Raw genomic sequence first — 23,686 nt, forward strand, 5'->3', positions numbered from 1 at the left:
TCCCGTACACCGGACCATCAGGGGTTACTAGCCAGTAGGAAAGCGGGTAAGGTTACTGGCCAGTAGGCTGCGATGGCTGGAGGAGACGAGCGTGGGCCACTACAAGAGCAATGTCCGTGACCTGGAGTTCAACCTCTTCGAGTTGCTCGGACGCCAGGAGATCCTCGGCACGGGCCGCTTCGCCGACGTCGACGAGGAGACGGTCGGGACCATCCTCGACGAGGTGAACCGGCTCGCCACCGGAGTGCTCGCCGACTCGTTCGAGGAAGGCGACCGCACGCCGCCGGTCTTCGACCCCGTGAACCACACGGTGACGCTGCCGCCGGGGTTCCACAGGTCGTTCGAGACCCTGCGCGACGCCGGGTGGGCCGCCATCGACGTGCCGCAGGAACTCGGCGGGCCCGGCCTGCCGCGCAGCGTGTCCTGGGCCGCCGCCGAGATGATGATCGGGGCCAACCCCGCGCTGTGGCTGTACGCCGGCGGCCCCGCCTTCGCGCACGTGCTGCATCGGGTCGGCACCCCCGACCAGAAGCGCTTCGCCGAGTTGGCCATCGAGCGCGGCTGGACCGCCACCATGGTGCTCACCGAGCCCGACGCGGGCTCCGACGTCGGCGCGGGCCGCACGCGCGCCGTACAGCAGCCGGACGGCACGTGGCACATCGAGGGGGTCAAGCGCTTCATCACCAGCGCCGAGCACGACCTGTCGGACAACATCTTCCACCTGGTCCTGGCCCGGCCGGAAGGCGCGGGACCCGGCACCAAGGGCCTGTCGATGTTCCTCGTGCCGAAGTACCACGTGGACCTCGCGACCGGTGAGCTCGGCGAGCGCAACGGCGCGTACGTGACCAACGTCGAGCACAAGATGGGCCTCAAGGGCTCCACCACCTGCGAGCTGACCTTCGGCGAGAAGCACCCGGCGATCGGCACGCTGGTCGGGGACGCGCACGACGGCATCCGGCAGATGTTCATGGTCATCGAGCACGCGCGCATGATGGTCGGCACCAAGGCCATCGCCACCCTGTCCACCGGCTACCTCAACGCACTGGAGTACGCCAAGCAGCGCGTGCAGGGGGCCGACCTCGCGCAGATGGCCGACAAGACCGCGCCGCGCGTCCCCATCACCCGCCACCCCGACGTGCGGCGTGAGCTGATGCTGCAGAAGGCGTACGCCGAGGGCATGCGGGCCCTGGTGCTGTACACCGCGACCTTCCAGGACGCCGTGCAGATCGCCGAGGCCGCCGGCACCGAGGACACGGCGGCCGAGGCCATGAACGACCTGCTGCTGCCGGTCGTCAAGGGTGTCGGGTCCGAGCGGTCGTACGAGATGCTCGCTCGGTCGCTGCAGACGCTCGGCGGCTCGGGGTACCTGCAGGACTACCCGATCGAGCAGTACATCAGGGACGCCAAGATCGACTCGCTGTACGAAGGCACCACGGCGATCCAGGGCCAGGACCTGTTCTTCCGCAAGATCCTGCGCAACCAGGGGGTCGCGCTCGGCACACTGCTCGGCGAGATCACGGCGTTCGCCGGCTCCGAGGCCGGCAACGGCAGGCTCAAGCAGGAGCGGGCCCTGCTGCAGGAGGCCGCCGACGACGTCAAGGCGATGGCCGACACCATGGCGGGCTGGGCCATCTCGGCGATGGAGAGCCCCGCGGAGATCTACAAGGTGGGCCTGAACACCACGAGGTTCCTGCTGGCCCTCGGCGACCTGGTCATCGGCTGGCTCCTGCTGCGGCAGGCCGAGGTGGCGCTGAAGGCCCTCGCGGGCCCGGCGAAGGACACCGCGTTCTACACCGGCAAGGTGGCCGCGGCGACGTTCTTCGCGCAGACCGTGCTGCCGCGCCTCGCCGCCGAGCGCCGCGTCGCGGCCGCCACCGACCAGAGCCTGATGGATTTGCCGGAGGACGCCTTCTAGGCCGTCCCCCGGCGGCGACCGATCCGGCGCGGCGGCTGCACGCCGCGCCGGATCGCCGTGTGCGCCGGGGAATGCGGGTAATGCGGGGAATGTCGGGGATGCCGGGAATTCGGTGCTGGGAGCCGAAGCGGCGGCGTATTACGCTGCCTCTAGGCGCTCTTTACCGAACCGTCGAGTCCCGGAGGACTACATGGGCATCGGGGTCAGCATGTTCTTCCTGACCATCGGGGCGATCCTGACATTCGCCATAGAGCCAGACGTGCTCGGCAGCGCGGTGAAGATCAATGTCATCGGCATCATCTTCATGGTCGTCGGCGGTGTCGGCCTGCTGCTGAGCATCGTGTTCATGAACCGCCGCGGCCGGACGTCCGAGGACTCCCTGCTGGACCACGAACGCAATCCTCCGACGATCTAGGCGCCGTCCCGGCCGGCCGGCGGTCTACCGCTCCCCGAGCGCCTGGAGCTCGTACTGCACCGCCGCACGGCTCGCCATGATCGGCCTGATCGCGCGCTCGATCACGTCGCGGTGCACCGGGTGGTCCCGGTAGGCGATGTAGTCGTCGGCGGAGTCGAAGTCCGCGACGACCACGAACTCGTGGTTACCCGGGTTGATCCCCGCGTCCGCACCGATCTCGTAGCTGCGGATCTCCGGGATCGCCCCCGGCAGCTTGCTCAGCTCGGTCACGAGCTCGGTCTTCTGCTCCTCGGTGGTCCCCGCGATCCACGTGAACATCACGACATGCCGAAACACGATGTCTCCTTAGAACGGCTGCCGACAGCGTACGGGCACACGTGAGGGCCGGGACGGCGTCCCCCGGCCCTCGTGGGCCCGGGGTCAGCCCCAGGCGAGCATGCGCAGCGGGTCCTGGAGCATGGCGCCGACGTCGCGCAGCACGTAGGAGCCGACCTCGCCGTCCACGACGCGGTGGTCGAAGGACAGGGCGAGCGTGGTGACCTTGCGGGGGACGATCTGGCCGTCCACGACCCACGGCAGGTCGCGGATCTGGCCGAAGGCGAGGATCGCGGCCTCGCCGGGGTTGATGATGGGGGTGCCGGCGTCCACGCCGAAGACCCCCACGTTGGTGATGGTGATGGTGCCGCCGGTCAGGTCGGCCGGCTGTGAACGGCCGGCGCGCGCCGTCTCGGTGAGCGCGGCCAGCGCGGCGGCGAGCTCAGGCAGCGTCTTGGCGTGCGCGTCCTTGACGTTCGGCACCACGAGCCCGCGCTGTGTGGCGGCGGCGATGCCGAGGTTCACGTAGTTGTGCACCACGATCTCGTCACCGGCCCAGGTGGAGTTGATGAGCGGGTGCCGGCGGACCGCCGTGAGCAGCGCCTTGGCGACCAGCAGCAGCGGCGAGACCTTGACCTCGGCGAACTCCGGCAGCTCGCGCAGGCGCCGCACGGCGTCCATGGTGCCGGTGACGTCGACCTGGAGCCACTCGGTGACGTGCGGCGCGGTGAACGCCGAGGTCACCATGGCGGCGGCGGTGGCCTTGCGCACACCCTTCACCGGGACGCGCTCGTCACGCTCGCCGGGGACGGCTCGCACCTGCGGGGGTGCGGCGGGGGCCTCGGCGGCGGCGTGCACGTCGTCGCGGGTGATGGAGCCCTGCGGGCCCGAGCCGGTGAGGGCCGTCAGGTCCACGCCGAGGTCCCTGGCGAGCTTGCGCACCGGCGGCTTGGCGAGCACACCGGTGCGTGCGGCGGGCTGTACGGCAGGCTGCACGGCCGGCTGGGGTGCGGGCCGCGCGGGGGCCGGGGGTGGCGCGGTGCGCGCCGGGGCCGAGCCGGTACGGCGGGGACGGCGGGTCGTGGCGCCGGCCTTGACGCCGTAGCCGACGAGCACCGGCGTGCGCTTGGGCTCGCCGCCTTCCGGCTCCGCCGGCGGGGCCGGCACCATGTCGTCGGCCAGGGCCGTCTCGCGGGTGGTGTCCGCGCCTTCGCCGGTGTCCACGGCGATGATCGGCGTGCCGACGTCGACCGTCTGGCCCTCGGCGACCATGACCTTGCCGACGACGCCTTCGAAGGGACAGGGAAGCTCGACGACGGCCTTGGCGGTCTCGATCTCGACGATGGTCTGGTTGAGCTCCACCGTGTCACCCGCGGCCACGTGCCACTTGATGATCTCGGCCTCGGTGAGGCCCTCGCCTACGTCGGGGAGCTTGAACTCTCTCAGCACCGGCCCCTCCTCAGAAGGCGAACGTGCGGTCGACGGCGTCGAGCACGCGGTCGAGATCGGGCAGGTAGTGGTCCTCCAGGCGTGACGGGGGGTACGGCGTGGAGAACCCGCCGACCCGCAGCACCGGGGACTCCAGGTGGTAGAAGCACGCCTCGGTGACCCGGGCCGCGATCTCCGCGCCGAGACCGTTGTACATCGGCGCCTCGTGCGCGACCACGCAACGGCCGGTGCGGCGCACCGAGTCGAACACGAGCTCGGTGTCCAGCGGGGACAGCGACCGCAGGTCCACGACCTCGATGGACCGCTCACCTTCGACGGCGTTGGCCGCCTCCAGGCAGGTCTTCACCATCGGGCCGTACGTCAGCACCGTGACGTCGGCGCCGGGCCGCACGACCCGGCCGCGGCCCATCGGCAGCGGAGCGGCGTCCTTGTCGACCTCGGCCTTGTCCCAGTAGCGCCGCTTGGGCTCGAAGAACACGACGGGGTCGTCGCTGCGGATCGCCTGCTGGACCATGTGGTAGCCGTCCACCGGGTTGGAGCAGGCCACGACCCGCAGGCCGCCGGTGTGGGTGAAGTACGCCTCGGGGGACTCGCTGTGGTGCTCGACGGCGCCGATGCCGCCGCCGCAGGGGATGCGCACGACGACGGGGAGCTTGACCTTGCCGAGGGAACGCAGCGGCATCTTGGCGAGCTGGGTGATGATCTGGTCGGCGGCGGGGAACACGAAGCCGTCGAACTGGATCTCGCACACCGGACGGTAGCCGCGCAGCGCGAGGCCGATGGCGGTGCCGATGATGCCGGACTCGGCCAGCGGGGTGTCGATGACGCGGCTCTCGCCGAAGTCCTTCTGCAGGCCGTCGGTGACGCGGAAGACGCCGCCGAGCTTGCCGACGTCCTCACCCATGATGAGGACCTTGGGGTCGTCCTCCATCGCCTTGCGCAGACCCTCGTTGAGCGCCTTGGCCAGGGTCAGCGTGGTCATGACTCGCCTCCCTCGAAGCTCGCGAGGTAGGCGGCGAACTGCTCCCGCTCCTCGGCGAGCAGTGCGTTCGGCTCGGCGTAGACGTGCTCGAAGATGTCGAGGGGGTTGGGGTCCGGCAGTTCGAGGCAGCGTTTGCGCACCTCGCGGCCGAGGCGGCCGGCCTCGGCGTCCACGGCGTCGAAGAAGTCCTGGTCGGCGTGCTGGTTCCGGAACAGGTACGCCTTGACCCGCTCGATCGGGTCCTTGAGCTTCCACGCCTCCAGCTCACCCGCGACGCGGTAGCGCGTGGGGTCGTCGGAGGTGGTGTGGGCCCCCATGCGGTAGGTGAACGCCTCGATGAGCGTGGGGCCCTGGCCTTCGCGCGCGTTGCGCAGCGCCTGGCGGGTGACGGCGAGGCAGGCGAACACGTCGTTGCCGTCCACGCGGATGCCGGGGAAGCCGAAGCCGCTGGCCCGCCGGTACAGCGGGATCCGCGACTGCTTCTCCAGGGGCTCGGAGATGGCCCACTGGTTGTTCTGGCAGAAGAACACGACAGGAGCGTTGAAGACCGAGGCCCAGATGAAGGCCTCGTTGACGTCGCCCTGCGAGGTCGCGCCGTCGCCGAAGTAGACGATGGTGGCGGCGTCGGCGCCGTCGCGCTGCACCCCCATGGCGTACCCGACGGCGTGCAGGGCCTGCGCGCCGATCACGATCGTGTACAGGTGGAAGTTGTGGTCGGCCGGGTCCCACCCGCCGTTGCTCACGCCGCGGAACAGGCCGAGCAGGTACAGCGGGTCGACGCCGCGGCACCAGGCCACGCCGTGCTCGCGGTAGGTGGGGAAGGCCATGTCGCTGTCGGCGAGCGCGCGCGCCGAGCCGATCTGCGCGGCCTCCTGGCCGAGCAGCGAGGCCCAGATGCCGAGCTCGCCCTGCCGTTGCAGCGCGACGGCCTCCATGTCTATCCGCCGTACCAGGACCAGGTCGCGGTACAGCTCACGGACCTCCTCCGGGGTCAGGTCGATGTCGTAGTCCGGGTGCTCGACCCGCTCACCTTCGGGGGTCAGCAGTTGGACGAGCTCCGGGGGTGCCTCGGCACCACGAGAGGCGTCGACTGTCACGTGCCGCTCCTGCGCGTTCGGGGCCTTACCAGTGGGATCGCCACCGTCAATCGGCCGGTTAACGAGCGCTTAGTACCAGCTGGTGGTGGTACGTAGGCGTTTGTGGACATCGTGGCAGAAGTCACGGGCCCCTGCGCAAGGCCATGATGGCTGTCGTCCACACTTCCCCCGTTCCCGGTCGCTCCCTCCGCACACGTTAGGCTGGTCGCGCCGGTCAGGCAGAGGACGTTGGACGAACTGGGAGGGACACGTGGCACGCGTCATCGTCGACGTCATGCTCAAGCCGGAGATCCTCGACCCCCAGGGGCAGGCGATCGCGCGCGCGCTGCCCCGGCTGGGCTTCCCCGGGGTCGCCGAGGTGCGGCAGGGCAAGCGGTTCGAGGTCGAGCTCGACGGGCCCGCGGACGAGTCCGCACTCGCGCAGGTCAGGAAGATGGCCGAAACCCTTCTGGCGAACACCGTCATCGAGGACTACGCTGTGCGGGTCGAAGAGTAGCGGACCGCGCGCACAGCGATACCACCGCGCACGCAAATCACCGCAAAAGGAACTTTTGGTCGACCTGAACGCAAGCGTCTGACCAACAGTAAATAACAGCAGCGTGATTTTGCGGTTAGCCCTGATTCTCCGGGGAACCTCCCCAACGTGACTTTCGGCGCCACGGAGGGGTGCGGTGGACATTGAGTTCTCGTTGGCCTTGCCGCGGGATGCCATCGGCATCCCCATGGTGCGGCGGGTCCTGGGAGACACGCTTCGCTGCATCGGTGTGTCCGAAGACTGCGTGGAGGACATGCTCCTCGCCACGTCGGAGGCGTGCGCCAACGCCGTTCGGCACGGCGGGCCCGCCAAACGGTACGAGGTGTGCGCCGCCATCGGCGACGGCCGGTGCGAGCTGCGCATCGTGGACGGCGGGCTCGGGCTCGGCACCATCCCCCGCCAGCTCCCGTCCGGCGACGCCGAGCACGGCCGCGGCATCATGATCATGCAGGCCGTGGTCGACGAGATCTCCTTCCACAGCAGCCCCGGCAGCGGCACCACCGTGCTGCTGCGCAAAGAGCTCGACTGGGACGCCGACTTCCTGGCCCACCACGACCGTGAGCTGGCGGCGGTCTGACGGCACGGCCCGCTCGGGGCGGTGTACTCGTGGCACCGGGCCGCGGGTAGCCTGAAGCGTACCGCCGCACACCGCCGTCCGATGAGTGAGACGCGCGGAGCGGCGCTCGCGTGCGGAGGGGTAAGAAAGCCATGGGTGCTGCCCGGGTGGGCGTGGTCACTTTTCCCGGAACTCTCGACGACCAGGACGCGTCACGGGCCGTCAGGAACGCCGGCGGCGAGGCCGTCCCCCTGTGGCACGCCGACCACGACCTGCGCGGCGTCGACGCGGTGTTCCTGCCCGGCGGGTTCTCCTACGGCGACTACCTGCGCTGCGGCGCGATCTCCAGGTTCGCTCCGCTCATGGAAGAGCTGATCCCCGCGGCGCGGGCCGGCCTGCCGGTGCTCGGCACCTGCAACGGCTTCCAGATCCTCTGCGAGGCCCACCTGCTGCCGGGAGCGCTCACCCGCAACGAGGGCCTCCACTACGTCTGCCGCGACCAGCGGATCAGGGTGGAGCGCAACGCCACGCCGTGGACGTCCGACTTCACCGAGGGCCAGGAGCTGCTGCTGCCGGTCAAGCACGGCGAGGGCCGGTACGTCGCCGACGCCGCCACGCTCACCGAGCTGGAGGAGTCCGGCCGCGTGCTGTTCCGGTACGTCGGCGGCAACCCCAACGGCTCCATGAACGACATCGCCGGCGTCAGCAACGAGGCCGGCAACGTCGTGGGTCTCATGCCCCACCCCGAGCACGCCGTCGAGGAGCTCACCGGAGCCCCTGGTGTCGACGGCCTCGGCTTCTTCACCTCCATCTTGAAGAGGTTCGCCAACCTGTGAACGCACCGGCGCACACGACCGGGTCCGGCGCGCGAGGAGAGCAGATGATCGATTCGGTCAAGCGGGCCACCGAGACCCCCGAGGAGCCCCAGCCCTACGCCGAGCTCGGCATGAAGGCCGACGAGTACGCGCGGGTGCGCGACATCCTCGGCCGCCGGCCCACGTCGTCCGAGCTCGCCATCTACTCGGTGATGTGGAGCGAGCACTGCTCCTACAAGTCGTCCAAGGTCCACCTGCGGCAGTTCGCCGACAAGGCCCCGCGCTCGGAGGCGCTGCTGGTCGGCATGGGTGAGAACGCCGGCGTGGTCGACATCGGCGACGGCTGGGCCGCGACCTTCAAGATCGAGTCGCACAACCACCCGTCGTACGTCGAGCCGCGCCAAGGCGCCGCCACCGGCGTCGGCGGCATCGTCCGCGACATCATGGCCATGGGGGCCCGTCCGGTCGCCGTGATGGACGCGCTGCGGTTCGGCGCGCTCGACGCACCCGACACGCGGCGCGTGCTGCCAGGCGTCGTGGACGGCATCAGCTTCTACGGCAACTGCCTCGGCCTGCCGAACATCGGCGGCGAGGTGGCCTTCGACCCCTGCTACAGCGGCAACCCGCTGGTCAACGCACTGTGCGTGGGCCTGCTCCGCAAGGACCGCATCAAGCTCGCCACCGCGCCTGGCCCCGGCAACAAGGTCGTGCTCTTCGGCGCGCGCACCGGCCCCGACGGCATCGGCGGCGCCTCGGTGCTCGCCTCGGCGACCTTCGAGGACGAGTCGCACGCCAAGCGGCCCGCCGTGCAGGTCGGCGACCCGTTCATGGAGAAGCTCCTCATCGAGTGCTGCCTCGAGCTGTTCGAGGCCGACGTGGTGGTCGGCATCCAGGACCTCGGCGCCGCCGGGGTCTCCTGCGCCACCACCGAGCTCGCGGCCAAGGGCACCGGCGGCATGCACGTCGACCTCGACCTCGTACCGCTGCGCGACCCGTCGCTGCGGCCCGAGGAGATCTTGATGAGCGAGTCCCAGGAACGCATGATGGCCGTGGTCACGCCGGAGGACATCGACGCCTTCATGGCGATCTGCGCGCGCTGGGACGTCCCCGCCACCGTGATCGGCGAGGTCACCGGCACCGGCCGCCTGGTGATGGACTGGCACGGCGAGACGATCGTCGACATCCCGCCGGGCACCGCCGCCGACGAGGGGCCGGTGTACGAGCGGCCCTTCCACGAGCCGGCCGGTCAGGCGGCGCTCAACGCCGACCACACCGCACGGCTGCCGAGGCCCACCGACCTGCGCGCCACGCTGCTTGAGCTGCTCGGCTCGCCGAACGTCGCGTCCAAGGAGTGGGTGACCTCCCAGTACGACCGGTACGTCCGGGGCAACACCGTGCTCGCCATGCCGGCGGACGCGGGGGTGCTGCGGGTCGGCGAGGTCATGCCGGGGGCCGCGGAGACCCGCAGGGGCATCGCGCTCGCCACCGACGGCAACGGCCGCTACGCCAAGCTCGACCCGTACGCCGGAGCGCAGCTCGCGCTCGCCGAGGCGTACCGCAACGTCGCGGTCACCGGTGCGCGTCCGCTCGCGGTGACCAACTGCCTGAACTTCGGCTCGCCGGAGGACCCCGAGGTGATGTGGCAGTTCGCCGAGGCCGTCCGCGGTCTCGCCGACGCCTGCCGCACGCTCGGCGTGCCGGTGACCGGCGGGAACGTGTCGTTCTACAACCAGACCGGCACGACGGCCATCCACCCGACGCCGATCATCGGCGTGCTCGGCGTCCTCGACGACGTCGCGCGCCGCGTACGTCACGGTTTCACCGGCCCGGGGCTGAAGGTCCTGCTGCTCGGCGAGACCCACGACGAGTTCGGCGGCTCCGAGTGGGCCCACCGCGCGCACGGCCACCTCGGCGGGCTGCCGCCGGCCGCCGACCTGGAGGCCGAGCGCGCGCTCGCCGACGTGCTCGTCACGGCCGCCGCGCGCGGGTTGCTCGAAGGGTCGCACGACGTGTCCGACGGCGGCCTCGGCGTCGCGCTCGCCGAGTGCGCGCTGGCGCAGGGGGTCGGGGCCTCGGTGCGGCTGCCGGTGGACGACCCGTTCACCGGGCTGTTCAGCGAGTCCGCGGCCCGTGCGATCGTCGTGGTGCGGCCGGAGGTGTTCGAGGAGTTCGCCGAGCTGGCCGCCTCGTCCGGTGTGCCGTGCTACGGGCTCGGCGCCACCGGCGGGGACGCGCTGGTGGTGGAGGACGTGTTCACGGTCCCGGTGACCGAACTGCGCGAGACGCACCAGGCGCCGCTGCCGGCCGTGCTCGGCTAGGAGCGGAGCCCTCTGTGGCGGTGGCTCCCCCACGGAGCCACCGCCGTGCGGTCCGGCCGGTGAGCGTTACGGTCGGCGCGCCAAAAGTATCGAATGTTTCGGTCCGGCCGTTAACCGCCTACAGCTCGGTTGGATCTCGATATCCACTCAGGTTTCCCGTGTGCTCCCCGCCTGTGCGATGGAACGGGATAATCGGCCACGTGCAGGGGGAATCGACCGGGTACCCGGATGTGGCCGCGCACCCGGCCGGCGACGCTCACGTCGCCGTCGCGGACCCCCACCTCCCCCCCGCCACCCAGCCCGTCCGCGGCGTCGTGTGGGCCTTCCACATGCTCGTGCCGCTGCTCGCGCTGTGGCTGCTGCTGGCGTACGCCGAGCGGCTCAACATCGCGTGGGAACACCCGGTGAGCCACTTCGCGCTGATCGTCGGCATCGCCGGGGTCAACGTCGTGCTCGGCCTGATGATCAGCCGGGCCGCCGCACGGCGGGACGACGCGCGGTTGCTGCTGGTGTCACTGGTCTTCCTGACCTGCGCGGGGTTCTTCCTCCTGCACGGGCTCGCCACCCCCACGATCATCCTGGCCAGAGGCAGCTACGGCTTCGACATCGGTCAGCCGGTCGGGCTGCTCATGGCGTCGGCGCTGGCCTTCACCTCCTCCCTGCCGCTCGGCGAGCGCGCCGCCAGAGCGGTCATAGCCCGGGCCGACCTGCTGCGGGCCGGCCTCGTCGTCGTGCTGGTGCTGTGGGGGTGCGCCTCGCTGGTGGAGGGTCTCACGCCGCTCAGCGCGCCGCCGCCGAAAGGCGGCGCGACCATCGGCGCGCTGTCGTGGGCCGGCGCCGCGCTGTTCGGGGTGGCGGCGCTGCAGATGTTCCGCATCCACCGGCGGCGGCCGTCGGCGATGCTGGTCAGCCTGGTCACGGCGTACGCGCTGCTGTCCGAGTCCATGATCGCCGGGTTCTTCCGGCCCAACTGGCTGCTGACGTGGTGGGAGTGGCACCTGCTGCTCACCATGGCGTTCGCGTTCGTCGCGTACAGCGCCTACATCCAGTTCCGCCGCGAGGGCTCGAGCCACGGCCTGTTCGACTCGGTCGCGCTGGCCGCCACGGTGCGGCGCATCCAGGCGCAGTACGACGAGGCGCTTGAGGAACTCGTCGGCCACCTGCGCCGCATGGGTGAGCGAGGCGCGGACGACGCGCCGCTCGCGACCCGCCTGGCCGGCAAGTTCCGGCTGAGCGAAGGCCAGGCGGCCGTGCTCGACCGCGCCGGCCAGGCCCTCGCCGCCGAGCGTGAGCTGTCACTGCGGCTCGGAGCGCTGGTCGACGTCGGACGGCAGGCGCGGGTCGGGCTGCGCGAGGAGGACCTGCTGCGCGACGCGCTGGAGCGGGTGCGGCAGGCGTACGGCGACGTGCGTCTCGGGCTCGTGCACGAGGGCCGCGTCGAGATCGGCGGCCGGTCGTTCGGGGCCGGGGACTTCGCGGGAGGCGAGCCGGTGGCCGCCGGTGGCGCGGTGATGCACCCGCTGACCGTCAAGGGGGTGCTCGCCGGGGTGCTCAAGGTGCCGGTCGGCACGACACGCCAGGACGACGCTCTCGCCGCCACCCTGGCCAGCCAGTTGTCCATCGCGCTTGAGAACGCGCGGCTGTACCGCGAACTGGAGACGCTGTTCCGGCAGTACATGTCGCCGGACGTCGCGGCGTCCCTGCTCGCCGACCCCCGCCAGGCGGCGCTCGGCGGGTCGCTCGTCGAGCTGACCGCGTTGTTCGCCGACCTCAAGGGGTTCACGTCCTTCTCCGAGAAGGTCTCACCCGGCGAGATCGTCGAGATGCTCAACCGGTACCACACCGCCGCCGTGCCGTGTGTGCTGCGGCACGGCGGCACGATCGTGCAGTTCGTCGGGGACGCGCTGCTCGCGCTGTTCAACGCGCCGGCCGGCCAGGAACGGCACGCCGAGATGGCGGCGCGCGCCGGGCTCGCCATGCAGGCCGCGGCGGAGAGGATCGCCGCCGGCAACCCCGGCTACCCGAGGTTCCGTATCGGCATCAACACCGGCATGGCGCTGGTCGGCAACATCGGCAGCCCCGAACTGCGCGGCTTCAACGCCATGGGTGACGCGGTGAACGTCGCCGCGCGCTTCGAGGCGCTCGCCGAGCCCGGCACCGTGGTGATCGGGGCGACCACCCGTGAGCAGATCGGCGACGCCGCCAAGGTGCGGCCGCTCGGCCCGCTCGCCCTGAAGGGCAAGGAGCACAGCGTCGAGGCGTACGTGCTCACCGCTCTGGACTGAGACCGCCGCGAGACGCGGACGCACGACACTGGAGGCACCATGACGTCCTCGCCGGAACCTGGCGAGTTCCTCGCGCTGCTCAGCGAGGACGAGGTCGCGGACCTGCGGGAGATCGGCCGCTTACGGCGCTGGGACCGCGGCGCCACGTTGATGTCGGAAGGCGACACCTCCGACTGGGCCCTGGTGCTCACCTCCGGCCGGGTCAAGGTGTCGTCGCACACCGCGAACGGCAACGAGGTCGTGCTCGCCATCCGCGGCCCCGGCTCCCTGCTCGGCGACATGTCCGTCATCAGCGGCGAGCCCCGCTCCGGCACCGTGACCGCTCTTGAGCCCGTCGAGGGCTACGTGGTCCGCGACTTCGCCGGTTTCCTCAACGACCACGGCCGCGTCGCCGTCCTGCTCCTGAAACTGGTCGTCGGCCGCCTGCGCGACTCCGACCGCAAACGCGTCGAGTACGGCGCCTTCGACACCACAGGCCGCGTCGCGACCCGCCTCGTGGAACTGGCGGAACGCTTCGGCGAACCCTCCGGCGCCGCCGTCAAGATAGCCCTCCCTCTCTCCCAGGACGAACTCGCCGGCTGGACCGGCGCCTCCCGCGAAGCCGTCAGCAAAGCCCTCCGCACCCTCCGCGACCGCGGCCTCATAGAGACCGGCCGCCGCCGGGTCACCATCCACGACCTCCAGGCCCTTCGCCGCCGAGCCCGCTGACCAGGCCGTTCCGAAACCCCATCAAAGCGGTAGTACGCCGTACATCAGACTTGTACTCATGGTCGTCCTCCCCCAGACCGGCACCCCCCTGCCGGGGACACCCGAATACGCCAGGAGGCTCCGCCACGCGTGGCGGGTGTGCTCGGTCACCAGCCTCGGGCTCGTGCTCATCGGGGTCAACGCCAGCACCCTCAACGTCGCGCTGCCGGCGGTCGTGCGTCACTTCGACGCCTCGGCGTTCGCCTCCTCGTGGATCCTGTTGGCGTACCTGCTGGTCAACACCACCACGCTGGTCTTCTTCGGCCGCGTGGCCGACCTGGTGGGACGGCGTGAGGTCTACCTCGCCGGGTTCGCGTTGTTCACCTTGTGCTCGCTGCTGGCGGGCCTGTCGCCGGACGTCGGCTTCCTCATCGCGATGCGCGCGCTCCAGGGACTGGCCTCGGCGATGATCCTCGCCAACGGCACCGTCATCATCACCGCGGCCTTCCCCCCTGACCGGCTCAGTCAGGGCATGGGGGTCTACATCGGCACCCTCTCGGTGGCCCAGCTCGCCGGGCCGGCCCTCGGCGGGCTCATCGCCGACTCACTCGGCTGGCAGTGGGTCTTCTGGGTGAACGTCCTCCCCGGTGTCCTCGGCCTGGCCTGGGCCTGGACGACGCTGCGCCGCGTGCCACCCGGCCCGCGCACCCCCATCGACCTGGCCGGCAACCTGCTCGTCTTCGCCGCGCTGACCGCTCTGCTCACCGCCTTGTCCGACGCGGGCTCGCACGGCGTCGGCGGACCGGTCACGCTCACCGGTCTGGCGATCTTCCTGGTGCTCCTGCCGCTGCTGTTCGCCGCCGAGCGCCGCGCCTCCCACCCGGTCCTGGACCCCCGGCTGTTCGGCCACCGCATGCTGACCTACGCCAACCTGGCATCGTTCTGCACCGCCTTGTCGAGGTCGGCGCTGGTGCTGCTGGTCTCGCTGTACTTCCAGGCGGCCCGCGGCGCCGACGGCTTCACCGCCGCTCTCGGCGTGCTCCCCGTCCCCGTCGGCATGGCCCTGGCGTCCCCGGTGGCAGGCGCGCTCGGCCGCCGCCTCTCGCCGTACACCCTCTCGGTCACCGGCTGCGCCATGAACTGCGCCGGCCTGTTCGTGCTGACCTTCTCGACCGGCACCGGCACCCCGTACTGGCTGATCGGCCTCGGCCTGTTCCTCGCCGGCGCCGGCAACGGCGCCTTCCTCACCGGCAACACCACCCAGGTGATGTCCGCACTTCCCCCCGGCGGCCTCGGCGTCGTCAACGGCTTCCGCCTGATGATCATGAATGTCGGCATAGTGCTGAGCGTCGCCACCACCCTGACCGTGCTGACCGGCACCCTCCCCCCCGCTCTACGCGACCTCGTCTACGCCGGCACCCTCTCCCGCCTCACCCCCGTCGCCGTGGACCACCTGATGACCGGTTTCACCCGCACCTACGCGGTCCTCGCCACCGTCGCCACCGCCGGCCTGACCCTCGCCGCACTCGCTCGACCGCAGGCGGCAGTGCCGGCCCCGGAGGCCTAGCCCCGATCGGCCGCCAGGCCCTCGACGCCGCGAAGCAGCAGATCGACACCGAAGGCGAAGTAGTGCTCGACGTCCGGCGGCGCGGCGGCGATCGCGCCGTACTCGACGACGTGCGGGAAGCGGTCACGAGGCATGGCCTCCAGGCGCAGCGCACGCTGCCGTCGCCGTTCCGCCGCACCGTCCTCGGGGTCGGCCGAACATTCCGGACGGCCGTTGACCAAGGCGATGGCCCCGTTGAGCAGGTATGACGAGATGTGGAAGCTCTCGCTGAGCGTGAACCCCGCCTCGGTGAGCACGTCGAGCGCGGCCTCGGTGGCGCGGTTGAAACTGTCGACGCAGTGCTTGTCCCCCACCGCGGCGAGGATGCCTGGCAGTGAGGGATGCTCACGCATGGCGTGCACCACGGCCTCGACCAGCAGCCGCAGCCGCTTACGCCACGGGTCGCCTGCCGCGTACCCCGCGGTGACCCCGGTGAGCACGTGCTCGGCGAGGCCCGCCATCAGCTCTTCCTTGTTCTTGAAGTGCCAGTACAGCGCCATGGGTGTGACACCGAGCCGCGCGGCGAGCCGGCGGACGGTGACCGCGTCCGCGCCTTCCTCGTCGGCCAGTGCCATCGCCTGGTCGATCACGGCGTCCCGGGTGAGCTTGTCTGCGGCCACTTGACAACTATACGCCGTACGGGTTCTCCTGTACACCGTACTTGTACGACGTACATGTACTCCGTAGAGGAGACTTTTCTGATGAATCGCCGATGGTGGGCCCTGGTGGCGGTCTCCCTGGCCACCTTCATGACGTATCTCGACAACAACGTGGTCAACGTGGCGCTGCCGACCATTCAGCGTGATCTCGGGCTGACCATCTCCGGTCTGGAGTGGATCGTCAGCGGCTACATCCTGGTGTTCGCCGGTCTGCTCCTGGCAGGCGGACGGCTCGCCGACGTGTTCGGTCAACGGCGGATCTTCGTGCTCGGACTCGTGGTGTTCTCGCTCGCGTCCACGGCCGCCGGACTGTCCACCGACGGCACCATGCTGGTACTCAGCCGTGGCGTGCAGGGAGTCGGCGCGGCCCTGCTGACACCCACCGCGCTCAGCCTGATCCCGCGGATCTTCCCCGACACGCGGGAACGCAACACGGCCGTCGGCCTGTGGAGTGCCGTCGGTGCGCTCGCGCTGGCGTTCGGGCCGCTCACCGGGGGCTTCATCAGCGAGAACTGGCACTGGGGCTGGATCTACCTGATCAACGTCCCGATCGGCGCACTGACCCTCGCGCTCGGCCTCTGGGCCCTGCCGCGCGACTCGGCGCGCTCCAGGGGCTCCAGCCTGGACCTCCCCGGCCTGGCCGCCTCAGCGACCGCACTGTTCGCTCTGACGTACGCGCTCATCGAAGGCGAGAGCCAGGGCTGGACGTCCGCGGTCACCCTCGGTTCGTTCGCTGTGGCCGCCGCGGCCGCCGCACTGTTCGTCATGATCGAGCGGCGCGTGACACAGCCGATGATCGACCTGTCGCTGTTCCGCGAGCGGGTCTTCAGCGGCGGCCTGACCGCCATGGGACTGTGGGCCTTCGGCGTGTTCGGCATCTACTTCTTCACCGCGCTCTGGCTGCAGAACGTGCTCGGCTACTCGCCGATCGAGGCCGGCTCGGCGTTCATCCCCATGGCCCTGCTGATGGCGGCCGTCGCCACCGTGGCCCCCCGCCTCGCCGCCAGGTTCGGCACCGCCCCCACCGTCGCGGCGGGCCTCGCCCTGATGTCCGGCTCGGTACTCGCGCTGTCCTTCACCGGGGCGGACGGCGCCTACCGCGACCTGCTGCCGTGGTTCCTGATGTACGGCCTAGGCGCCGGCCTGCTCGTACCCCTGACCAACGCCATCCTCGACACCCTCCAGAAAGGCCGCGCCGGCGTCGCCTCAGGCACATTGAACGTCTCCCGCGAGGTCTTCGGCCTCCTCGGCATCACCGTCCTCGGCGCCATACTCAACGCGCGCCAGAACACGTCCCTCACCACCGGCGCCACCCCCCTGACCGCCTTCCTGGACGGCTACCAACTCGCCCTGACCATCGCCGCCGCCATCATGGCCGTAGGCGTACCCCTGAGCCTGCTCACGCTACGCCGTCACCCGGTTTCTCCCGTCGTCCCCGAGCCGCCGAAGCTGCTCGAATCCGTGGCCTGAAAGACGACGGCCCCACCGGACCCGTCCGGTGGGGCCGTCCCAGCGGCTGGGGGTCAGGAGCCGATCTTCTTGCCCTGGGGGTGCCAGGCGACGGCCACCGAGGGACGCGGCTGGGAAGTGCCGCCGTCCGGCCAGTGACTGGCGGGGGTGTCGGGGGTCGCGCCGGTTATCTCGCCGGGGTGCTGGACGGCCACGAAGACGCTCTTCTGGTCCTCGGTGATCAGGGGGCCGCAGGTCTCGGCGCCGTAGGGGACGGTGAGGAACTGGCGGACGTGGCCGCGGTCGGGGCCGGAGAGAGGCATGGCGAAAAGGCCGTCGTTCTTGCCGAGTGCGTTGCCGTCGGTGGAGATCCAGAGGTTGCCGTCGGCGTCGAAGGTGACGTTGTCGGGGCAGGAGATGGGGGAGACCTTGGTCTTGTCGAAGCCGGCGAAGTACGTGGAGGGGTCGGCGGGGTCGCCGCAGACCAGAGGCAGGGACCAGGTGAAGGTCGTGGCGGCGGCGTCGTCGCGGCGTTCCACGATCTCCAGGATCTGGCCGTGGCGGTTGGCGGCGCGGGGGTTGGCCTCGTCGGCCTGCGCGGCGGTGCGCGCGGTGTTGTTGGTGAGTGCCACGCAGACGGCGCCGTTCACGGGGTTGCGCTCGATGTCCTCGGGACGGTCCATCTTGGTGGCGCCGGCCTTGTCGGCGGCGACGCGGGTGTACACGAGGACCTCGGCGGCGGTCATGCCTTCGACGAACGAACGGTCGCCGCTGACCAGGGGGATCCAGGCGCCGGTACCGTCGAAGCGGCCGTCGGCGGGGAGGGTGCCGGCGCCGTCGATCTGGCCGGGGCTGTCACCGGTGAACGTGGCGACGTACAGGGTGCCCTCGTCGAGGAGCGACCGGTTGTGGCGGTCGAAGCCGGGGATGTGGCGGTCCTTGGAGACGAACTTGTAGATGTACTCGAACCGGCTGTCGTCCCCCATGTACGCGACGACGCGGCCGTCCTTCGCCAGAGTGGTGGTGGCCCCCTCGTGCGCGAGGCGGCCGAGCGCGGTGCGCTTGATCGGCGTGCTCTGCGGGTCGAACGGGTCGATCTCGACGATCCAGCCGAACCTGTTGATCTCGTTCGGGTGCTTGGCGAGGTCGAACCGCTCCTCCACCCGGTCGAAACGCCGGCTGCCGCTCGGCACGGCGGCGGTGGTGCTCACGCCGTACCGGGTCAGGTACGGCTTCTGCGCCTCGGGGACGCCGTCGCCGCCGACGAAGTACTGGTTCCAGTTCTCCTCACCGCTGAGCACGGTGTTCCACGGGGTGGTGCCGCCGGCGCAGTTGTTGAGCATGCCGTGGACGGTGGTGCCCCGAGGGTCGGCGGCGGTGCTCAGCAGAGCGGAGCCCGCGGCGGGACCGGTGAGACGCATCTTGGTCCGCACGGTGACGCGGCGGTTGTACCTGCGCCGGCCCCGGGTGACGAGCTTCCACTGGCCGGTGCGGCCGGCGCGCTCCAGTTCGACGACCGACCCGCCGTGCGCGGCCATGGCGATGGCGATCTGCTCAAGGGGTGCGGTGTCGCCGTTGGTGTAGCCGCGGAACATGAGGTTCTCGTCGGTGTACTCGTGGTTGACCCACAGCAGTCCGCGGTCGTCGCCGAGCGGGAAGAAGGTGACGAAGTCGCAGTTGTAGCCGAACTGCGCGGCCTGCGCGGCGGCGGACTGGTTCTCGAAGTCGAACGCCGGCGCGTCCGGCAGGACGGGGTCACCCCAGCGGACCACGACGGCGGAGCGGTAGCCGTCGGCGACGGTGAGCGCGTCCAGCGAGTTCGGGGGGACCGGGGTGAAGGCCAGGCCACGGGGACCATGGCCAGGGCCGGGGCCGCGGCCGCCGGCCCCGGACGGCGCGGGATCGGCGGCGGCGGGGACGGCTCCGGTGACGGCCGCGGTGGCGACAACGGCGCCGAGCGCGCCTGCGCGCAGCGCGCCGCGGCGGGAGATGACAGCCGGCAGAAGGTCCTGGAAGTACGGGTTGCCGCTGGTGTTGGCCACTTCGTGAGCACAGGCGTCACCGCAGCGGAACCGGCAGGTCATGGCGTCGCGGCCCCCGACGGGGGGCAGAAGGGGGAGAATCGGCAGCCTGCGGGATGACGGGTTCGCCACAGGTCCTCCAATATCGTTCGGAAGAAGACGCGTCGTCGGGACCGTACGGTCGCCACCACAACACCAGATGAACGAAAGCCTCCCATCGAATGAACTGCCTGATGGTGAGGCGCGGCAGGATGGAGATCGTGGCAACCAGGAGACCCGACCCCGAGAAGATCCGCGCCGCTCTGGACGCGCAGCTCGCCGAGCTCGGCGAGCCGCCGTACGACGGGCCGCCTGACGGGCTCACGGACGCTGTGGCGCACGTCGTGCTCGGCGTCTACGAGAAGGGGCTGCGGCCGGAACGGGACGCGGCGCGGCTCGCGGCGCGGCTCCTGCTCGACCGCCTGACGGCCGAGGCCCCCGGCCGGACGGTCGAGGTGCGCGTGCCGCCGTTCGCGGCGGTGCAGTGCGTGGCGGGACCCCGGCACACCAGGGGGACACCGCCGAACGTGGTGGAGACCGACCCGCGCACCTGGCTTGAGCTCGCACTCGGCCGGACGACCTGGGCCGAGGCCATGGACGCCGGGAAGATCAGCGCGAGCGGCGCGCGGGCCGACCTGTCAGAGCACCTGCCGCTGCGGGGTTAGGGGCCGACCGGCTGCTGCACGCCGAGCTTACGCTCCACGCAGGACTGGGCCTCGGCCTGCGTCGGCGCGTTGAGGCACTCCTGGAACGTGTTGACGAACCAGATGAAGGCGATGACGCCGAGCAGGAGGGTCAGGCCGCTGAGGATGAGGCCGACGGTGGCGCGGCCCTTGTTGGAGCGGCGGGCCAGCGCGATGAAGCCCACGATCAGGCCGGCGATCGCGGTCAGGAGGCCGATGCCGCAGACCAGCAGCAGCACGATGCTGAGGATGCCGAGGACCAGGGACGCGGTGCCGAGCCCGCCGCCGCTCTGGCCGCCTGGCGGCGGGTACTGGCCGTACGGCGGCGGGCCGCCGTAGTAGGGAGGCTGCTCACCGTACGGGGACGAAGGGGTCTCGCCGTACGGGCCGCCGTACTGCGGGGGCTGCTGCTGGCCGTAGCCGCCGGGGGTCTCGCCGGAGGAAGGGGAACCACCGGGACGGGACTGGGGGTCGTGTGGATCACCAGGTGTGGTCACGTGGTCAAGCCCTTCCGGCCGGTCGCGGGCAGCGATGAACACCTACTATCCCCCGCCACACCGTCACCAAGGAAGTGGGAACGGCAAAAGGCGGGGATCTTTACCTCATGGCGCCAGGAAACCGTGGGTATCGGCGGCGCGAGCAGGCCCGTACCGGTCGTGAGCGGCGCCGGCACGGCGGTCTGAGCGAGGCCGTTCGGCGGCGTGAGCAGTGCCGGTGCGGTGGTCCGCGCGTACGTGCGGCGGGCCGGTGCGCGGTCGCGGGGAGGGCTCGCCGGGCCCCGGGTTACCACAGGTCGAGATGGCCGACTTAGACTGAAGCACGTGCTAAAGGGCGACGGCCGACTCGGCCATGACCTTGACCCCGGTGACCGCGCGCCTCAGGATGCCTGTGGCGTCTTCGGGGTCTGGGCCCCGGGCGAGGAAGTGTCCAAACTCACCTACTACGGGCTGTACGCGTTGCAGCATCGCGGACAGGAGTCCGCGGGCATCGCGGTCAGCGAAGGCAGCCGGATCCTCGTCTACAAGGACATGGGACTGGTCGCTCAGGTCTTCGACGAGTCGGTGCTCGGGACGTTGCGCGGCCATCTCGCGATCGGCCACTGCCGCTACTCGACCACCGGGTCCAGTGTCTGGGAGAACGCTCAGCCGACCCTCAGTTCCACAGAGGGTGGCGGGCTGGCTCTCGCGCACAACGGCAACCTCATCAACACGCCGCAGCTCGCGAGCCGGCTGACGGGTGCGACGATCCGTGCGACGACGGACACCGAGGTGCTCACGTCGCTGCTCGCGCAGGACCGCAGCCGGTCCATCGAGGACGCCGCGGCCGACCTGCTGCCACAGGTCAAGGGTGCCTACTCGTTGGTCTTCATGGACGAGAAGACCTTGTACGCCGCGCGTGACCCGCAAGGCATCCGGCCGCTGGTGCTCGGCCGCCTGGAGCGCGGCTGGGTGGTGGCGTCCGAGACGGCCGCGCTGGACATCGTCGGTGCGACGTTCACCCGTGAGATCGAGCCGGGTGAGCTGCTGGTGATCGACGAGCGCGGGGTGCGGTCGCGCAGGTTCGCGCTGGCCGAGCCGAAGGGCTGCCTGTTCGAGTACGTCTACCTGGCGCGGCCCGACACCACGATCGCCGACCGCGGCGTGCAGGCCACCCGGGTCGAGGTGGGCCGCCGGCTGGCCAGGGAGCACCCCGTCGAGGCCGACCTGGTGATCCCGACCCCGGAGTCCGGCACCCCGGCCGCGATCGGTTACGCCGAGGAGAGCGGCATCCCGTACGGCCAGGGCCTGGTGAAGAACTCCTATGTCGGCCGCACGTTCATCCAGCCGTCCCAGACGATCCGCCAGCTCGGCATCCGGCTCAAGCTGAACCCGCTGCGCGAGGTGATCCAGGGCAGGCGCCTGGTGGTCGTGGACGACTCGATCGTGCGGGGCAACACGCAGCGCGCGATCGTCAAGATGCTGCGCGAGGCGGGGGCCACCGAGGTCCACGTGCGCATCTCGTCCCCGCCGGTGAGCTGGCCGTGCTTCTACGGCATCGACTTCGCCACCAAGGCGGAGCTGATCGCCGGCACCAGGTCCCTGGAGGAGATCCGGGAGTCCATCGGCGCCGACTCGCTCGGTTACATCTCGCTCGAGGGGCTCACCGAGGCCACCACGATCCCGGCGGGACGGCTGTGCCGCGCGTGCTTCGACGGCAAGTACCCGATCCCCATCGACCAGGACAACGTCGGCAAGTTCGTGCTGGAGGCGCGGGCATGAGCCCTGAGGTGACGGCCTCGTACGCGGCGGCGGGTGTCGACATCGAGGCCGGTGAGCGCGCGGTCGAGCTGATGAAGGCCAAGGTCGCGCGGTCGCGGCGGCCCGAGGTCGTGGACGACGCCAGCGGCTTCGCCGGGTTGTTCGACGTGTCGGCGCTGCTGAGGTTCAAGCGGCCGTTGCTCGCGACGTCCACCGACGGCGTCGGCACCAAGGTCATGCTGGCGCAGGCGCTCGGCAAGCACGACACCATCGGCATCGACCTGGTCGGCATGGTGGTCGACGACCTCGTGGTGTGCGGGGCCGAGCCGCTGTTCATGACCGACTACATCGCCTGCGGCAAGGTCGTGCCGGAACGGATCGCCGAGATAGTCGGCGGGGTCGCGGAGGGCTGCCGGCTCGCCGGGTGCGCGCTGGTCGGCGGGGAGACCGCCGAGCACCCCGGGGCGATGGGGCCGGACGAGTACGACCTCGCCGGCGCCGGCACCGGTGTCGTGGAGGCCGCAGAACTGCTCGGTCCCGACCGGGTGCGGCCGGGGGACGTGGTGCTCGGGCTGGCGTCCTCGGGGGTGCACTCCAACGGTTACTCGCTGGTCCGCCACGTGATCGCCACCGCCGGTCTCGGCCTGGAGCGTGAGCTTCCCGAGCTGGCGCGCACGCTCGGCGAGGAGTTGCTCGAGCCGACGCGGATCTACTCGCTGGCCTGCCTGGAGCTGACGCGTACCGTCGAGGTGCACGCGTTCGCGCACATCACCGGTGGCGGCCTGGCCGCGAACCTCGCGCGGTCGCTGCCGCCGGGGGCCGACGCGGTGCTCGACCGCTCGTCCTGGACGCCTCAGCCGATCTTCGAGGTGATCGCCGGGTACGGCCGGGTGCCGCAGGAGGAGATGGACCGCACGTTCAACCTCGGCGTCGGCATGTGCGCCGTCGTGCCGGCCGGTGTGGCGGACGTGGCCCTGGCCACGCTCGCGGCCCGCGGCCAGGACGCGTGGGTGCTCGGCGAGATCGTGCCGGGGTCCGGCGAGGCCCGCTTCCGGGCCTGAGCCGGCCCGGCGGGAGCGGCCACGTGGCGGCCGGTCACGGTGCACAGGTGAGGTGGTGGCGCGGGGGCCACATCTTGCTCGAGCCCGGGTGAGCACTGAGTGAGCCCCAGGTGAGCACCGAGTCCTGGTGAGCCTGGGGTGAGCTTGGTCACGTGGTGCGGAAAGCGCGACGAAAAGCTCCTTGCCGGTAGGTGGCAAGGAGCTCTTCAGATAGCACGAAGGAGGCACTCGGCGAGACGTGCTCGCCGGGTGCCCTGCCAACGTTCAACCCGGTGGTCGCCTAACGGCGCCGGGACCTGGGGTCCTCTTCATCGTCGTCGTCGAAGTCGTCGGCGTAATCGGCGTACCGATCGGCCAGCTCATCGTCGACGGCGTCGTCTACGTCCTGGTTGGAGTCGTGGTTGACTCCGAGCTCCTCGCGAAGACGGTCAAGATCGGTGCCGCCGCTGTTGTACTTGAGCTGGCGGGCAACCTTCACCTGCTTGGCCTTGGCTCGGCCGCGCCCCATCGGCTCGACCCCCTCATGCGGGGTCGTGGCCGACCCCTCGTCGCTAACGCACCA

The 23,686-nt window shown here is 70.8% G+C and carries 21 protein-coding genes; 13 read left to right on the top strand and 8 right to left on the bottom strand.

Translation table 11 applies throughout. From position 1 onward, the window contains the following. Positions 1-91 precede the first annotated feature (91 nt). Together BJ992_RS30515 and BJ992_RS30520 are read left to right on the top strand one after the other, a co-directional pair. Positions 92-1,915: an acyl-CoA dehydrogenase C-terminal domain-containing protein gene (locus BJ992_RS30515; RefSeq protein ID WP_184986865.1), complete on the top strand. Its 1,824-nt coding sequence runs from the start codon at positions 92-94 to the stop codon at positions 1,913-1,915. A gap of 190 nt (positions 1,916-2,105) precedes the next feature. Next, entirely contained in the window at positions 2,106-2,330 is a 225-nt protein-coding gene (locus BJ992_RS30520) for a DUF6458 family protein (RefSeq protein WP_184986866.1), read from the top strand. A gap of 24 nt (positions 2,331-2,354) precedes the next feature. On the opposite strand, the gene BJ992_RS30525 is transcribed toward BJ992_RS30520, so the two are convergent. The 4 genes from BJ992_RS30525 to pdhA all read right to left on the bottom strand — a co-directional run bounded on the left by BJ992_RS30525 (position 2,355) and on the right by pdhA (position 6,173). Further along, positions 2,355-2,666, bottom strand: coding sequence for a Dabb family protein (locus BJ992_RS30525; RefSeq protein ID WP_184986868.1), 312 nt, complete (start codon positions 2,664-2,666; stop codon positions 2,355-2,357). A gap of 84 nt (positions 2,667-2,750) precedes the next feature. Continuing rightward, entirely contained in the window at positions 2,751-4,094 is a 1,344-nt protein-coding gene (locus BJ992_RS30530; RefSeq protein ID WP_184986870.1) for a 2-oxo acid dehydrogenase subunit E2, read from the bottom strand. A gap of 10 nt (positions 4,095-4,104) precedes the next feature. After that, positions 4,105-5,076, bottom strand: a complete 972-nt coding sequence (locus tag BJ992_RS30535) for an alpha-ketoacid dehydrogenase subunit beta (protein WP_184986872.1) — start codon at positions 5,074-5,076, stop codon at positions 4,105-4,107. Continuing rightward, positions 5,073-6,173 carry a pyruvate dehydrogenase (acetyl-transferring) E1 component subunit alpha gene (gene pdhA / locus BJ992_RS30540; protein ID WP_184986874.1) on the bottom strand — a complete coding sequence of 367 codons (1,101 nt, stop codon included), beginning with the start codon at positions 6,171-6,173 and terminating at the stop codon, positions 5,073-5,075. Before pdhA ends, BJ992_RS30535 begins: the two co-directional genes overlap by 4 nt. Positions 6,174-6,423: 250 nt before the next feature. Between pdhA and purS the strand changes: the two genes are divergently transcribed. The 7 genes from purS to BJ992_RS30575 all read left to right on the top strand — a co-directional run bounded on the left by purS (position 6,424) and on the right by BJ992_RS30575 (position 14,936). Beyond that, the gene (gene purS, locus BJ992_RS30545; protein WP_184986876.1) at positions 6,424-6,669 is read left to right on the top strand and encodes a phosphoribosylformylglycinamidine synthase subunit PurS; all 246 of its coding nucleotides are present in this window, start codon (positions 6,424-6,426) and stop codon (positions 6,667-6,669) included. A 175-nt stretch (positions 6,670-6,844) separates the two neighbouring features. Continuing rightward, positions 6,845-7,285, top strand: coding sequence for an ATP-binding protein (locus BJ992_RS30550; protein ID WP_184986878.1), 441 nt, complete (start codon positions 6,845-6,847; stop codon positions 7,283-7,285). Positions 7,286-7,416: 131 nt separating this feature from the next. Then, on the top strand, positions 7,417-8,100 hold the full coding sequence (purQ, locus tag BJ992_RS30555; RefSeq protein WP_184986880.1) for a phosphoribosylformylglycinamidine synthase subunit PurQ: 684 nt from the start codon (positions 7,417-7,419) through the stop codon (positions 8,098-8,100). 44 nt (positions 8,101-8,144) lie between these two features. Next, complete coding sequence (gene purL / locus BJ992_RS30560) at positions 8,145-10,397, top strand: phosphoribosylformylglycinamidine synthase subunit PurL (protein WP_184986882.1); 2,253 nt, start codon at positions 8,145-8,147, stop codon at positions 10,395-10,397. A 200-nt stretch (positions 10,398-10,597) separates the two neighbouring features. Then, entirely contained in the window at positions 10,598-12,682 is a 2,085-nt protein-coding gene (locus BJ992_RS34475; RefSeq protein ID WP_343072941.1) for an adenylate/guanylate cyclase domain-containing protein, read from the top strand. 39 nt (positions 12,683-12,721) lie between these two features. Beyond that, the gene (locus BJ992_RS30570) at positions 12,722-13,390 is read left to right on the top strand and encodes a Crp/Fnr family transcriptional regulator (RefSeq protein ID WP_184986884.1); all 669 of its coding nucleotides are present in this window, start codon (positions 12,722-12,724) and stop codon (positions 13,388-13,390) included. A gap of 58 nt (positions 13,391-13,448) precedes the next feature. Beyond that, complete coding sequence (locus tag BJ992_RS30575) at positions 13,449-14,936, top strand: MFS transporter (RefSeq protein WP_184986886.1); 1,488 nt, start codon at positions 13,449-13,451, stop codon at positions 14,934-14,936. On the opposite strand, the gene BJ992_RS34075 is transcribed toward BJ992_RS30575, so the two are convergent. Beyond that, entirely contained in the window at positions 14,933-15,595 is a 663-nt protein-coding gene (locus BJ992_RS34075; protein WP_343072942.1) for a TetR family transcriptional regulator, read from the bottom strand. The genes BJ992_RS30575 and BJ992_RS34075 overlap by 4 nt on opposite strands. 81 nt (positions 15,596-15,676) lie before the next feature. On the opposite strand from BJ992_RS34075, the gene BJ992_RS30585 reads away from it, so the two are divergent. Next, the gene (locus BJ992_RS30585) at positions 15,677-17,104 is read left to right on the top strand and encodes an MFS transporter (RefSeq protein WP_184986887.1); all 1,428 of its coding nucleotides are present in this window, start codon (positions 15,677-15,679) and stop codon (positions 17,102-17,104) included. 53 nt (positions 17,105-17,157) lie between these two features. On the opposite strand, the gene BJ992_RS30590 is transcribed toward BJ992_RS30585, so the two are convergent. Further along, the gene (locus BJ992_RS30590) at positions 17,158-19,236 is read right to left on the bottom strand and encodes a PhoX family protein (RefSeq protein ID WP_425503713.1); all 2,079 of its coding nucleotides are present in this window, start codon (positions 19,234-19,236) and stop codon (positions 17,158-17,160) included. A gap of 128 nt (positions 19,237-19,364) precedes the next feature. On the opposite strand from BJ992_RS30590, the gene BJ992_RS30595 reads away from it, so the two are divergent. Beyond that, positions 19,365-19,808 carry a sterol carrier family protein gene (locus tag BJ992_RS30595; protein WP_425503714.1) on the top strand — a complete coding sequence of 148 codons (444 nt, stop codon included), beginning with the start codon at positions 19,365-19,367 and terminating at the stop codon, positions 19,806-19,808. Here BJ992_RS30595 and BJ992_RS30600 read toward each other — a convergent pair. Beyond that, positions 19,805-20,365, bottom strand: coding sequence for a DUF4190 domain-containing protein (locus BJ992_RS30600; RefSeq protein WP_184986892.1), 561 nt, complete (start codon positions 20,363-20,365; stop codon positions 19,805-19,807). The two genes, BJ992_RS30595 and BJ992_RS30600, sit on opposite strands and share 4 nt — an antisense overlap. 282 nt (positions 20,366-20,647) lie before the next feature. Between BJ992_RS30600 and purF the strand changes: the two genes are divergently transcribed. Both purF and purM read left to right on the top strand, forming a co-directional pair. Beyond that, complete coding sequence (purF, locus tag BJ992_RS30605; RefSeq protein WP_184986894.1) at positions 20,648-22,084, top strand: amidophosphoribosyltransferase; 1,437 nt, start codon at positions 20,648-20,650, stop codon at positions 22,082-22,084. Further along, positions 22,081-23,124 (top strand): phosphoribosylformylglycinamidine cyclo-ligase, encoded by a 1,044-nt coding sequence (gene purM, locus BJ992_RS30610; protein WP_184986896.1) that lies wholly within the window; start codon positions 22,081-22,083, stop codon positions 23,122-23,124. The genes purF and purM overlap by 4 nt, the downstream gene beginning before the upstream one ends. Positions 23,125-23,404: 280 nt before the next feature. On the opposite strand, the gene BJ992_RS30615 is transcribed toward purM, so the two are convergent. Beyond that, positions 23,405-23,632 carry a DUF3073 domain-containing protein gene (locus tag BJ992_RS30615; RefSeq protein WP_184986898.1) on the bottom strand — a complete coding sequence of 76 codons (228 nt, stop codon included), beginning with the start codon at positions 23,630-23,632 and terminating at the stop codon, positions 23,405-23,407. Positions 23,633-23,686 lie beyond the last annotated feature (54 nt).

This window comes from Sphaerisporangium rubeum (assembly GCF_014207705.1).
GTDB lineage: Bacteria > Actinomycetota > Actinomycetes > Streptosporangiales > Streptosporangiaceae > Sphaerisporangium > Sphaerisporangium rubeum.